General features: G+C 68.7%; 15 protein-coding genes. 11 read left to right on the top strand and 4 right to left on the bottom strand.

From position 1 onward, the window contains the following. Positions 1–516: 516 nt before the first annotated feature. The 4 genes from AB0J93_RS14705 to AB0J93_RS14690 all read left to right on the top strand — a co-directional run bounded on the left by AB0J93_RS14705 (position 517) and on the right by AB0J93_RS14690 (position 2,923). Positions 517–1,572: a trypsin-like serine protease gene (locus AB0J93_RS14705; RefSeq protein WP_363921901.1), complete on the top strand. Its 1,056-nt coding sequence runs from the start codon at positions 517–519 to the stop codon at positions 1,570–1,572. Positions 1,573–1,682: 110 nt separating this feature from the next. Then, a complete protein-coding gene (locus AB0J93_RS14700; protein ID WP_363921899.1) occupies positions 1,683–2,081 on the top strand; it encodes a carboxypeptidase-like regulatory domain-containing protein in 399 nt (132 codons plus the stop codon). Positions 2,082–2,297: 216 nt separating this feature from the next. Then, the gene (locus AB0J93_RS14695) at positions 2,298–2,552 is read left to right on the top strand and encodes a type II toxin-antitoxin system prevent-host-death family antitoxin (RefSeq protein ID WP_363921897.1); all 255 of its coding nucleotides are present in this window, start codon (positions 2,298–2,300) and stop codon (positions 2,550–2,552) included. Then, positions 2,549–2,923, top strand: a complete 375-nt coding sequence (locus tag AB0J93_RS14690) for a type II toxin-antitoxin system VapC family toxin (protein WP_363921895.1) — start codon at positions 2,549–2,551, stop codon at positions 2,921–2,923. Before AB0J93_RS14695 ends, AB0J93_RS14690 begins: the two co-directional genes overlap by 4 nt. Positions 2,924–3,471: 548 nt before the next feature. On the opposite strand, the gene AB0J93_RS14685 is transcribed toward AB0J93_RS14690, so the two are convergent. Both AB0J93_RS14685 and AB0J93_RS14680 read right to left on the bottom strand, forming a co-directional pair. Further along, positions 3,472–4,524: a cation diffusion facilitator family transporter gene (locus tag AB0J93_RS14685; RefSeq protein ID WP_363921893.1), complete on the bottom strand. Its 1,053-nt coding sequence runs from the start codon at positions 4,522–4,524 to the stop codon at positions 3,472–3,474. Then, a complete protein-coding gene (locus AB0J93_RS14680) occupies positions 4,521–5,225 on the bottom strand; it encodes a transporter substrate-binding domain-containing protein (RefSeq protein ID WP_363921891.1) in 705 nt (234 codons plus the stop codon). The genes AB0J93_RS14685 and AB0J93_RS14680 overlap by 4 nt, the downstream gene beginning before the upstream one ends. Before the next feature lie 683 nt (positions 5,226–5,908). Here AB0J93_RS14680 and AB0J93_RS14675 point away from each other — a divergent pair. The 5 genes from AB0J93_RS14675 (at position 5,909) to AB0J93_RS14655 (ending at position 10,960) form a co-directional block, all read left to right on the top strand. Then, complete coding sequence (locus tag AB0J93_RS14675; RefSeq protein WP_363921889.1) at positions 5,909–7,021, top strand: alcohol dehydrogenase catalytic domain-containing protein; 1,113 nt, start codon at positions 5,909–5,911, stop codon at positions 7,019–7,021. A 68-nt stretch (positions 7,022–7,089) separates the two neighbouring features. After that, on the top strand, positions 7,090–7,776 hold the full coding sequence (locus AB0J93_RS14670) for a DsbA family protein (protein WP_363921887.1): 687 nt from the start codon (positions 7,090–7,092) through the stop codon (positions 7,774–7,776). 191 nt (positions 7,777–7,967) lie between these two features. Beyond that, on the top strand, positions 7,968–8,726 hold the full coding sequence (locus AB0J93_RS14665; RefSeq protein ID WP_363921885.1) for a PfkB family carbohydrate kinase: 759 nt from the start codon (positions 7,968–7,970) through the stop codon (positions 8,724–8,726). 227 nt (positions 8,727–8,953) lie between these two features. Next, positions 8,954–9,883, top strand: a complete 930-nt coding sequence (locus AB0J93_RS14660) for a PfkB family carbohydrate kinase (RefSeq protein WP_363922065.1) — start codon at positions 8,954–8,956, stop codon at positions 9,881–9,883. 216 nt (positions 9,884–10,099) lie between these two features. After that, a complete protein-coding gene (locus AB0J93_RS14655) occupies positions 10,100–10,960 on the top strand; it encodes an endonuclease/exonuclease/phosphatase family protein (protein WP_363921883.1) in 861 nt (286 codons plus the stop codon). A 159-nt stretch (positions 10,961–11,119) separates the two neighbouring features. Here the strand turns inward: AB0J93_RS14655 and AB0J93_RS14650 are convergent, their stop codons facing one another. Continuing rightward, the gene (locus tag AB0J93_RS14650; protein ID WP_363922063.1) at positions 11,120–11,233 is read right to left on the bottom strand and encodes an LPXTG cell wall anchor domain-containing protein; all 114 of its coding nucleotides are present in this window, start codon (positions 11,231–11,233) and stop codon (positions 11,120–11,122) included. A gap of 264 nt (positions 11,234–11,497) precedes the next feature. Between AB0J93_RS14650 and AB0J93_RS14645 the strand changes: the two genes are divergently transcribed. Beyond that, positions 11,498–12,010 carry a YetF domain-containing protein gene (locus AB0J93_RS14645; RefSeq protein ID WP_363921881.1) on the top strand — a complete coding sequence of 171 codons (513 nt, stop codon included), beginning with the start codon at positions 11,498–11,500 and terminating at the stop codon, positions 12,008–12,010. Positions 12,011–12,099: 89 nt separating this feature from the next. Next, entirely contained in the window at positions 12,100–12,258 is a 159-nt protein-coding gene (locus tag AB0J93_RS14640; protein WP_363921879.1) for a hypothetical protein, read from the top strand. A gap of 45 nt (positions 12,259–12,303) precedes the next feature. On the opposite strand, the gene AB0J93_RS14635 is transcribed toward AB0J93_RS14640, so the two are convergent. Beyond that, positions 12,304–12,711 carry a four-helix bundle copper-binding protein gene (locus AB0J93_RS14635; RefSeq protein WP_363921877.1) on the bottom strand — a complete coding sequence of 136 codons (408 nt, stop codon included), beginning with the start codon at positions 12,709–12,711 and terminating at the stop codon, positions 12,304–12,306. Between the last annotated feature and the right edge of the window lie 28 nt (positions 12,712–12,739).

The following is a 12,739-nucleotide window of genomic DNA, read 5'->3' as shown; positions in this document are numbered from 1 at the left end:
CGTCGCGCCGATCTTGCACTTTTGGTCGCCGAAATGCCGGACAAGAGCGGATCTGCCCCGACAGAAAGCGCAAGATCGCGGGGGTAGTGGGGGTCCGGCGGAGGCGGTTGGCGGCGAGTTCCACCCGCCAGTCGGTGAGATACTCCAGCGGGGCCCGGCCCACGACCGCCCTGAACCGTGCGGCCAGGGTCGAGCGGGAGACCGGAGCGGCCCGGGCCAGTTCCGCCACCGTCCACTGGTAGGCCGGCCGCTGGTGCATCTCCCGCAGCGCCACGGCCACCACCGGGTCACCGAGGCCGGCCAGCCAGCCGGTGGTCGTTCCGGCGGCGGCGGAGCGCCTGTGGGCGTACTCGGAGCAGGCAGTCGCCGCCTGAACCGCAGTTGCGTGATCACGTTCAGCGGTCTGTCCGAAACTGAACGTAGCGGTGTCGATGGACAGACACACACGAGTGTGGATCAACCTGGTCGATATAGCTTGCCCATCGGAAGCGTCCAGCTTCGATGAGGAGGGCTCCCGTGACGTCCACACCGCCCAGCAGAACCCGACCGAGGAGCATCCTCGCGATCGGGATCACCGCCGTCCTGGCGTCGGCGCTCGCCGCCGCACCGGCGACCGCCGCGTCGACCGCCCAAGCCCCGACCACCGCCGCCCGCGCCGACGTGCACGGCGCGGTCGCCGACTCGGGCGCCGTACCCGCCGCCGTCGCGCTGCCCACCGTGCAGCGCGGTCTGGACGGCGTACGGGGTTCCGGCACCTCCGGATCGGTCGGCACCGGCAAGGCCGGACCGGGCGGCAGCCGGTTCGATGCCGGCACTCGTCCCGCCGCCTCCGACGGCGACTCGATCGGCATCCAGAGCGTCATCGGCACCGACAACCGGGTGCGGGTCGACCCGACCACGGTCTTCCCGTCCAGCGCCATCGTGCAGATCGTCCGCACCACCAACGGCAGCACCTGGGGCTGCACCGGCTGGCTCTACGGCCCGAGCATCATCGCCACCGCCGGGCACTGCGTGCACCCGGGCGGCGGCCAGAACGGCGGCGGCGGCAACAACTTCTACCCGCGCGCAGACTTCCAGATCATCCCGGGCCGCAACGGGACGTCGACGCCGTACGGCACCTGCACCGCCACCCAACTCCTGTCGGTCACCGGCTGGACCCAGAGCGGCGACGAGACGTACGACTACGGCGCCATCCGGCTGAGCTGCGCCGCCGGCAACAGCACCGGCTGGTTCGGCATGTGGTGGCAGAGCGCCACGCTCACCGGCACCGCGACCACCGTCAGCGGCTACCCGTGCGACAAGACCTTCGGCCAGCAGTGGCGACACGCCGGGCAAACCGTCACGGTCACCCACGCCCGGCAGGTGTTCTACCAGAACGACACGTTCGGCTGCCAGAGCGGCAGCCCGGTCTACCAGACCCGGGCCGCCGGCAGTTCGTACTGTGTCGGGCAGTGCGTGATGGCGATTCACGCGTACGGCCTGCACGGCTCCTCGCCACACTCCACAAACAACCACGGCACCCGCATCACCGAGAGCGTCTTCAACAACCTCATCACCTGGCGCAACAGCTGACCCTGGCTGCGTGCGGGTGGGCGTGCGACATGCCGCCCACCCGCACGGGAACCGGTGTCACCCTGAGCACGTCCCAGCTACTGTCCGTCATCGCACGTGAGGAAGCAGTCATGAGCAGGACGCGCCTCGGGGTGCTCGCCCTCCTGATCGCCACGCCGTTGCTGATCGGGGCGAGCCTGCTGGTGTTCGGCGGAGACGACCCGGTCTCCGACGACGGGCCGCCGCCCCCACCGGGTCGCACCAGCCCGGCCGGAACCGTTACCGGCACCGTCACCACCCCGGCGGGTGAACCGGTACGTCAGGCGTCCGTGCAGGTCACCGCCCTCGACGAGCCGGCGCCGGCGATCCCCGAGATCGGTGTCCTGACCGGGAACACCGGCCGGTACGAGTGGCGACTTCCACCCGGCCGCTACGAAATCACGGTAAGCACCGGCGAGCGGAACAGCGCACCGCGGACCGCGACCGTGATCACCGACCAGGTCACCCGACTGGACTTCACCCTCCCCTGAACGAACGTCCTGCCTGACCCGGACACGCGAGGCTGGTCCTTGTCCATGGCAGGCAGGCCGTACTCGTCGCGGACGCCTTCGCGATCCGGGCATGGAGAACGGCCCGCTGGCCTTCCCGCCACCCGGCGCCGGCGACCTCGCCAAGGTTGACGCGGTGCCGCTCGTGACGACTCCAGCCATGTAGACTAAGTCCCTAGCTAACCAGGGGGGTGAGTCATGTCGGCTGAAGCCGTGCACTACAACATGCATGACGCCAAGACCCACCTGTCGCGCATCATCGAACGCGTAGAGCGCGGCGAGGAGATCATCATCGACCGGGCCGGCACCCCGGTGGCAAAGGTCGTGCCGCTGGTGCGGCGGGCAAATCGCACTGCTATCGGCTCCCTCGCCGGGCAACTGGACCTCTCCGGGGACTGGGACTCACCCCAAACCAACGCTGAGATCGCCGCCGACTTCGGCATCGGCACATGACCCTGCTGCTGGACACGCACGTCGCGCTGTGGGCTATCACCGGCGACGCCACCCTCGGCATCGAACTCCTCGACCGGCTACGCCACGACCCGGACATTTTCCTCTCCCCGGTCAGCCTCTGGGAGATCACCATCAAACAGCAGGCAGGAAAACTCGCAGGCCCCGCTGACCTCACCGAGCGGGTACGGGACATGGGCTTTCGAGAACTTCCGGTGACACACGCCCACGCCATCACCGCCGGACGCCTACCACCGCATCACCGCGATCCCTTCGACCGCATGCTGGTGGCGCAGGCGGTCACCGAGAATCTCACGCTGGCCTCCCGCGACGCGTCGATAGCGCTGTACGACGTAGACGTCCTCAAAGTCTGATCGGACACCGTCTTTCCACAAGGCGACGTACGAGTGTCCAGGCTCCCGCTGACACGACAATGCCCCCGCCCAACCCGGGCGGGGGCATTCACGATGAACAACCACCGGTTCGCACAATGGTGCGGATGGTGGAGCCGAGGGGACTCGAACCCCTGACCCCCACACTGCCAGTATCGTAACGATTCTGTCACGACGTACCGGCCAATACTGGCACGTACGCCGAACAGGCAGAACGCTTCGAAGGGGATGACGCCCGATTCCACGAAATGCCACCTGGTGACGCCTCTTTGATCTTGTCGTGTGACCGCCAATGTGACCACAATCAGTGTGGGAGGCTTCCTGCCGCCCCGTCCCGACAGCCTTGCCTATGCGAGTTGGGTGGGCTGGATCAGTCTGGCGGACTCGTCGGTTGCCAGACGCTCCGTCCGCCCGCTGGGCCGAGTTGCTGGGCCTCCAGGGAGTGCGGGTCAGTTGCCCACACCGGCCAGGTCGGCTTGCTCGGAAGCTGGTCCTGCTCCTGCTGGTAGTCGGCCTGAAGGCGCAGCCGGTCACTGTGGTTGTGCGGAGACAGACTCGGTCGGCTGACAGGTCTCATCGCGTACCCGTGGGCGCGGTGGCCCGATTGTCGCGGACGGGTCCAAGCCCTCGGTGACCCCGTCGATGCGACTGGCCGGGGCGACGATGAGGTCGTGCATCCGCCAGTCGAAGGTCCGGGCGAAAGTCCCCAGGTCCTCAATTCGTTGGACCAGGCGGTCGGTGCCGGGCACTGGGACGACGAGCAGTTCACCGACGAATACGTGGCCCTCCTCTCGGAGGCGTAGCCACGCGTCGGCGACCCAGTCGTGGTCGAGTACGGCGGCCAGCAGGTCGTCCCGCAGCGGGTGGGGGCGGCTGCCGTCGACGACGCGGGGACGGTTGTCCATCAGGTTGGCCACCGCGCTGCGGGAGGTGCGGAGACCGTCGCGGACGATGTCCGCGCCGATGACCAGCGCAGCGACGGCGTCGGCCCACCACAGCCCGGCGCCGATGCCGAGAATGCCGAGGATCGCCGCGCCGGCGGTCAACCAGTCGGCACGATTCATCTCCGCGTCCGCGTAGAGCACCTTGTCGTGCAGCTGCTGGGCGAGGCGCTGCTTGGCCCGGCCGAGCAGGATCGCCGGCACCATCGTGACGGACAGCGCGGCGATCATCACCCAGCCCAACCACACCTGGTGACCGAGGACCTCGATCAACCCGATCGGTGGGCGTTCCCGGGTGAGCAACCGGACGAGGGAGTCGTAGACGACGTAGCCGCCGAGGCCGAGCAGCGCGACCGCGCCGGCCAGGAACGCGACGCTGACCGAACGGTGATAGCCGTACGGGAACCGGTCGTTCGGCCGGCGGTTACGGTACCGGGCGGCGATCAGGAACGCCGCCGGCGGCACCAGGCCGAGCATGTCCTCGATCCAGGCGGCCTTCATCGCCTGCGACTGTCCGAGAGTAAGCGCGAGCAGGGCGACCGCCGCGACGAAGAACGCGATCGTCCACCACTCCAGCCGGATCGCCTGCCGGTGCAGCGCGGCCTTCTCCGCAGGCAGCTCGAACCGGTCGTACACCCTCATGCGGTAGCCTCCGCCCGCTCGGCGTCGGCCAACAGCTGCTCGACCTCGGGGTGTGACAGGGCCAGCAGGAACCGTTCCACCTCGACCTGCCACCCGTTCTCACCCGGCGGCACCGCCCACACGTGGTCGTGGACGGCGAGTTCGTGCCCGGTCTCCCGCAGCCCCAGTTCCGCAAGTCGCCACTGGCCCACCACCACCGGCAGCCCTTCCCGACCGCTCACCTCCGTCACCGGCACCGGCAGCGCGTCCTCGCCGCGCAGCGCCGCCACCTCGGCGGTACCGCCCCGTACCGCCACCCGTACCCCGGACAACTCACCTGGGGCGGAAACGCCGGTGGGCACCGCCACGACCGTCCGCATGGTGACGTACGAGCGGGTCAATGCGGCCTGCGTCGTCCACGGCGCCTTCGCGTCGAGCCCACCGACAACCAGATCAAGAACCCGGCCGTGCAACGCCGCCATCAGCTCCGACTCCGAGCCCGGAAACCACTCCACCCGAGCGTCGAGCCGCCGCGCCAGGCGCCGCACCAGCTCCGCCTCGGCCCCGGTCACCGCCCCCTCGTCGGTGACCCGCGTCCACGGCGGCGCCTCACTCACCCCCACCCGCAACACGCCGCCACGAACATCGTCTCTGGTCGTGCCGACATCCCGCGGCCACCCGCAACCGGTCGCCAGCATCAGCACCACAACCAAGACCATCATTCGGCGCATCTGGACCTCCTGCGGTTTGCACACCTCCTACCCCGGCAGTCGCTTGCCGATACGCATCGGTCGCCGGTTGGCCGATTTCTGGGCGATGACAGCGGGCAATCGGCCGGCTGCCCGGGCGAACGAGGGTGACCGTGGCGCCTGTTCACCGTCCGTCAGGAGCGATCGGCCGTTCCGGCCGCCCGGGAACACTCGCCCTGTCCACAAGCCTCGCCACCGCCTGCGCTCGGCAGGTCGCCGCCAACGCGTCCACACCCCAACGGCAGGGGCGGCGTTTCGAGAGCGGCGATCTTGGTGTCTGCCGTATGCCCTGCCCGTCTGGGTGCAGGTGCGGCTCGGTTCGTCGGCCTGCCCCACTGCCCGGGGATGGCCCTGTTGATCGGGTGCGGCTGGCTCCGCCGGAGCGGTCTGCGGGCGGGTTCGCCGAGTCGCGGAGTCGGGAGAAAGTGCCGGTTCAGTACCGGTCGGTTCCCCCAACGGTCGCCTGTCGTTCCTCGTCCCGGTAACCCCGTGGGGTCCGAGGAAACGCCCGGACGGTTTGGTCGTGCGAGGCCGGGTAGGTGATCGGTGAAGCCGACGAAGGGAGATTCGATGAAGGCCGTCACATGGCACGGCGTCGGGGACATCCGGTTCTCCCACGTACCTGACCCAGGATCCAGGACTCGACCGACGCGATCGTGAAGATCACCACCAGCGCGATCTGCGGCACCGACCTGCACATGATCCGGGGCACCATGCCGGGCATGCGTCCGGGAATCGTCCTCGGTCACGAGGCCGTGGGCGAGATCGTCGAGGTCGGATCGGGGGTCCGCAATCTCGCGCCCGGTGATCGGGTGATCGGGCCATCGACCATCGCGTGCGGATACTGCTCGTACTGTCGGGCCGGGTACTTCGCGCAGCGCGACAACGCCAACCCCGGTGGCCGGCGTGCCGGCACCGCGTTCTTCGGCGGGCCGGAGGCCGCCGGTGGCTTCGACGGCCTGCAGGCCGAGTATGCCCGGGTGCCGTTCGCGAACGTCGGCCTGGTGCCGATCCCTGCCGAGGTCGGCGACGAGCAGGCGATCACGCTGTCGGACATCTGGCCCACCGCCTGGTTCGGGGCCCGTCTGGCCGACGTCCAGCCCGGTGAGACTGTGGCCGTGTTCGGGGCGGGGCCGGTGGGTCAGCTCGCCGTGCTGTCGGCGTACCTGCAGGGCGCGGGGCGGGTCATCGCCGTCGACGGGCTGGAGGATCGGCTCGCCATGGCCCGGGCGCAGCACGCCGAGGTGGTCAACTTCAACGCCGAGGACCCGATGCAGACGATCGTCGAGATGACCGGCGGCATCGGCGTCGACAAGGTCATCGACGCCGTCGGCGTGGACGCCGAACGGCCCGCCGGAGGCCCTGCGGCCGAGCAGGTCGATCAGCAGGCGCAGCAGTTCGACAAGGAAGTCCGGCAGGTCGCTCCGGAGACCGACTCGGCGTGGGCGCCCGGGGACGCGCCGAGCCTCGCCGCGCAGTGGGCCGTGCAGGCGGTGGTGAAGGCGGGCACCGTCGGCGTCATCGGCGTCTACCCGCAGACCGTCACGACCTGGCCGTTCGGCGAGGCGATGATGAAGAACCTGACCGTCCGCAGCGGCAACTGCCATCACCGCCGCTACATTCCGGAGCTGCTGCGAATGGTCACCAACGGCACCGTCGACCCGGCCCATCTGCTCACCGAGCACGAACCGATGACCGACGTACTGGAGGCGTACCGCGAGTTCCAGGACCGTGACCCCGGCTGGCTGAAGGTCGCCGTGACCACCTGAACCACCGACCACCTCGCGTGACGCCGGCCCCGGTCGGCGTCGCGCCCACCGACCGAAGGAGGAGACCAGTGGCGCGACCTGATGTCGCCCCCGGGACCATCGTGATCTACACCGACGTGGCGTGTGGCTGGTCCACGATTGCGATCATGCGGCTGCTACGCGCCCGCGCCGAGGCCGGTCTCGATGGTCGCGTGCACCTCGATCACCGATTGTTCCTGCTGGAGGATCTCAACCAGTTCCCGATTCCCAAGCGGTACCTGGAGGCCGAGGTGCCGGTGCTCGGCGCGCTCGAACCCGGCCTGGAATTCAAACCCTGGCAGGCCGATCCCGCGACCTGGCCGGTCACCACCCTGCTGCCCAACGAGGCCGTGCACGCGGCCAAGGAACAGTCCCCGGCCGCCGCCGAAGACCTCGATCTCGCACTGCGGATGGCGTTCTTCCGCGACAGCCGCTGCATCTCCCTACGCCACGAGATCCTCGACATCGCCGACACGTGCCCCAGCGTCGATACCTCCCGGCTCGCCGACGCCCTCGACACCGGCCGTGCCCGAAGCGCGATGATGCGCGACTATCAGCGGCACCGCGACGACGTACAGGGCAGCCCGCATTTGTTCTTTGCCGACGGACACCAAATCCACAACCCGGGCATCACCATGCACTGGGTCGGGGAGCCCGGCGCTGGCTTCCCGGTCGTCGACGCCGATGACCCGGCGGTCTTCGCCGACCTCGTCGCGCGCGCCGCCACCGTGCGGTAGGTCCGGCCGTCGCCGCTGCTAGCTGGTGCAGGACCCGGCGGTGGTGCAGCGTGGTGTTCTCGATGCTGTAGCGCAGCAGACGACTCACCCTCGAGGACTTCGCCGCAAAGCGGGGCTTGGCCAACCTGACCCCGAGAAGTGCACGATGGTGGGTGGCCGTACCGGTGACGTTCTGCAGCACGTGCTCGAGGGTGGAGGGCATCACTGTGCGCGCTGTCCGGCGCGACGCCCCGACCGGCTGGTACGTCGAGGACGAACGGCGCGGTGCCCAACCGCTCGCCGAATCGTCCGGGCTTCCGCTTTCCCCGCAGCAGGCCGACGATCTGCACCGGTCGGTGCTGCGCGAGGCCGACGAGGCGACAGTGACTGTCCTGGCCGGTCCGGTGGATCAGTCGGTGGTCGATCCGGCCAGCTATCGGCTTCTCGCCGCGGACCTCCGGCGGCGGGGCGGCACGGTGGTGGCCGACCTGTCCCAGGTGCTGCTCGGTCCGGTGCTGGCTGCGGGTGTGACGGTCCTGCGCATGACGCACGAGGAGCTCGACAACGGGTACGCCAGCACCGACGACCGGGACGACCTTATCCGGGCGATGCATCAGCTTCGACGTGAGGGTGCCGATCACGTGGTGGTCGGCCACGGCGACCAGCCTGCGTTGGGCCTGCTGGCCAGCAAGGTGGTGCAGGCTGTCCTGCCGTCGCTGCGCCCGGCGAGCCTGCATGGGGCCGGTGACGCCATGACGGCGGGTATCGCCGCGGCGTTGGCCGCGGGGAAGGACCTGACCGAGGCGCTGCGCAACGGTGTGGCCGCCACCGCACTGGCCGCGGTCGTGCGACATCCCGGCGCGAGCAACCGAGCTGCGGTCGACGCGCTACTCACCCGGGTTCGCGTCGATGAACTCGCCGCCTGGAATGTCGAGGTGGAACACCGGCGCGGCGACCAACAGTCGCCGTGAGAGGGCTGACGGAACGCCGGGGTCGGCGGTGTCGTGTCGTGCGGCGCCGTGACGGTGATCGCCAATGTATCCCAGACCCGCTCCGTCCCAGGCCCCCGACGGTGACGACTACGTTCCGACAGCCAACAGGGACGCGCCGCCCGCCACCGAGGCGGCCCGCCTCCTGAGGATAACCAGCGCCCATCCTGGGTACGGGAGTCAACGTGTCGCCGCCGCGTGTACTGGTGATGGGTCAACTGGCCCGGGACGTGGTACTGACCGTGAACCGGCTTCCCGGACCGCATCAGGCGACTGACGTGGGGCGGCGCCGTGAAGTACTCGGCGGCAAGGGCGCCAACCAGGCGGTCGCGCTGAGCCAACTGGGAGCCACGGCAACGCTACTGGCGGTGGCAGGCGACGACGATGTCGGCGATGATCTGCTGGCTCAGGCACGCCGGGACGGTATCGACGTCACCTATGTCGTCCGGCGCAGCGGGATACCGACCGGGCTGATCATCGAAGTGCTGGAGCCGCAGGGACGATGGCGTTATCTCCAGCATCTGCCAGAGCCGACGCTGCTCACCGAGGCCGACATCACAGCCGCAGCCAATGCCTTCCAGCGGATGGACGCGGTGCTGGTGCAGTTACAGCAGCGACCTGCGGCGGCGCTGGCCGCCGCACGCCAGGGACAGACAGCAGGCTCTTTGGTGGTGCTCGACGGTGCTCCCGCCGACGACGAACACCGGCGATCCCTACTCGCGGCAGCCGACGTGGTACGGGCCGACGACCGGGAGGCAGAGCTGCTGACCGGAATCCGCAGCGACAATCCGGACAAGGTCCGAAAGGCGGCCGAGGATGTGCTCGACACAGGTCCGGCACTGATCGTGCTCGGGCTGGGACCGATCGGAAACCTTTTCGTCTGGCGGCACCAGCACTGGGGTTCGGGAAGCCTCCTGACCCCGCTGAGCAGCGACAAGGCGGTCGACACCACGGGTGCCGGCGACGCCCTCACCGCCGCGCTGACAGTAGCGCTGCTACGCGGTGACACACCGGCGTCCGCCGCCTCGTACGCAGTGGCCGCTGCCGGCGCGACCGTTAGGCATCCCGGCGGCCGACCCGCGCTGACCGACGAGATGTTGCAAGCCCGGATCAGAGACGGCGTGGCCCCAACGAATTGAGCGCACGTCTGATCCAGGCGATTGACTTAGGCAACCAGAATGCGCAGCCGAATCCGCGCAACCATCCCGAGCGAGCCCCGACCAGTCTGCTTGGAGCCAAAACGCGGACCGGCTGAGCGGATGCGTTTCGGCGATCCGGCACGCAGGTAAAACACCCGTATGCGGGACGGAAGAGCCGGGACACCGAAGAGCGCGGCGCAGACGCATCTGAGGGTCATGACCCTCAACCTGCTCTCGCCGGATCACGGCGACTGGAACCGACGGCGCTTGGTGATACGAGCAGGGATCGCAAGGTGGCGCCCAGACCTGGTCGCGCTGCAGGAGACGGTGAAGGACGCTGGTTACGACCAGGTTCCGGATGTGCTCGGCCCGGCCTACCACGTCGTTCATCACTCGCGCCGCTCCAGAGACGGTGTGGGAGCCACCTTCGCCAGTCGATGGCCCATCGATACCGTGCATGAGGTTGATCTGCGTGTCACCGATCGGGTCGACCTGCCGTGGAGCGCAGCCGTCGTCGGTGAGATCGAGGCACCACCACCGATCGGGCCACTGCTGTTCGTCCACCACAAGCCCACCTGGCAGATAGGCTATGCCCACGAACGTGAGCTGCAAGCAGTCGCCTGCGCCCGGTTCGTCGAGAACAAGGTCGCCGGCCGCCACGTGCATGTGGTGCTGGCTGGGGATTTCGACGACACCCCCGACTCTGCCAGCATCCGATTCTGGACCGGCAAGCAGTCGCTGCACGGCACCAGCGTCGCCTACCGAGACACCTGGGCGGCGATGCATCCGGAGGACCCCGGGCATACCTTCACGCCAACGAACCCACTCGAACGAGCCGGCGAGATGTCGTTGGAGCTGGGACGTCGGATCGACTACGTCATGATTCGCTGTGGAGTCCATGGCCCGACTCTTGAGGTCGTCAACTGCCAGTTGGCCTTCGACGAGCCGGTGAACGGAGTATGGGCAAGTGATCATTTCGGGGTGGTGGCCGAGCTGGCGGCGCCCCGGCACCCGCCCGGCGCTTGGGCCACCTCATCCACTTCAGAGCGAGAGCCCAGCAGCGAACATCCGCCGTGACCCGGGCAGCAGGTTGCGTCATAGATGCCGGAGCGGGTCGATCGCCTGGTCGTAGCCGATGTGAGGTCTTCGGTTGGCGAGGCGACGCCCAGCCGAAGAAGGGCCGTCCGCGTGCGTCCCGGCCAGGGTCCGGTCTCGGCCCTGGCCGGGACAATCCGGTCAGTCGTTTCGGCCGGCGTGCCGCCGGCGGCGGGTCGATAGCACGAGGATGGTGCCGAAAATGGCGAGCATCGCGCCGATGGTCAGTGGCGCGGCGATGGTGTCACCGGTCACCGGCAGGATCCGCGGAACCCACCCGTAGGTCGTTTCCCTGTCGGTGGTGATCTCGTACAGGCAGGCCCGCCAGACGACGGTCTCCCCGCCACCGGTGACGACTGCCCGTCGCCGGGGCCCGCCGCGCAGCAGCACTTCATTCCTCCGACGGTAGGCATCCGGCCGAGTAGAGGGCGGCAGATCGTGGGCGAACCAACTCCGGTCCACTCATCGGAAGCGGGTGTCGCTGGTGTGCCAGGTGGTTGGCTCGGGTAGGCGCGGCGGGTGAGGGACTGGTGGAAGCTGTTCGTTCCCGACACGCCGCTGTGGGAGATCGCGCTGCGCGGCAGCGTGATCTACCTGACGATCTTCTTCCTGCTGCGGGTGCTGCTCAAACGGGAGAGCGGTAGCACCGGTGTCACAGATTTGCTGGTCATCGTGCTGATCGCCGACGCCGCCCAGAACGCGATGGCCGACGACTATACCTCGATCGCCGACGGGGTGCTGCTGGTCGCGGTGATCATCGGCTGGGCGTACGTGCTCGACGTGCTGGCCTACCGCTGGCCTGCCGCCGCCCGGATCATTCACCCGGGGTCCCTGGTACTGGTCAGGGACGGCCGTATCCTGCGCCGTAACATGCGCCGCGAGTTGATCACCGAGGATGAGTTGTACAGCCAGCTCCGCCAGCAGGGCGTCGAGCGTCTGGACGATGTCAAGGAGGTCCGGATGGAGTCCGAGGGCCACTTCAGCGTCATCACCCGCAACGCCGACAAGAACCCGGGACCGGGTGCCCGCTGACCCCGTTTGCCTCCGCCTCCGCACGGGAACGCCGCAGGCGACAGTGGCGCACGGATTAGCGGCGCCATCGGACCCACGGGGAGGTCGACATGGGTGACCGGGAGAGGCTGCACGATTTGCGTCAGCAGGCCCACGACGCGGGTATCGAGGGCAACTCCAAGATGACCGAGGAGCAACTCCGCGACGCCCTGCGCAAGGTCGGCAAGGGGGAGCAGCCCCAGATGGCCAAGCACGAGGCCAAGCGGTGAATGCGCGGTGCCGGCACGAGAGGGTGCCGGCACCGCCCGCATTCGCTAGCTGATCGTGGCGAGCAGGTCCCGGCACGCCTGCTCGCAGGCGCGGCACGCCTCGGCGCAGATCCGGCAGTGTTCGTGCTTGTCGGCGTGGCTCGCGCACTCATCGCCGCAGGACTTGCAGGCGGTGGCGCACGCCTGCAGCAGTGTGCGGCTGATGTTGGCGTCGTAGCCGGTGTGTCGGGACAGGACCCGGGCGGTGGAGGCGCAGATGTCGGCGCAGTCCAGATTCGTCCGGACGCACTTGGTCAGTTCGGCGACCATGTCCTCGCTGAGGCAGGCATCGGCGCACGCAGTGCAAGCCTGCGCACAGTCATTGAGGGCGTCGATCGCCGCCGCAAGCTTCGCCCGGTCCAGGTTGATCGACTTCGGGTACGTCTCCAGCATGGGCAGCGTGGTGCTCGGCATCGGGAAGTTCCTCTCTCACTGAGTTCGC

It is taken from the genome of Micromonospora sp. NPDC049374 (assembly GCF_040677165.1).
GTDB lineage: Bacteria > Actinomycetota > Actinomycetes > Mycobacteriales > Micromonosporaceae > Micromonospora.
This window is presented reverse-complemented; position numbering and strand designations above follow the sequence as displayed.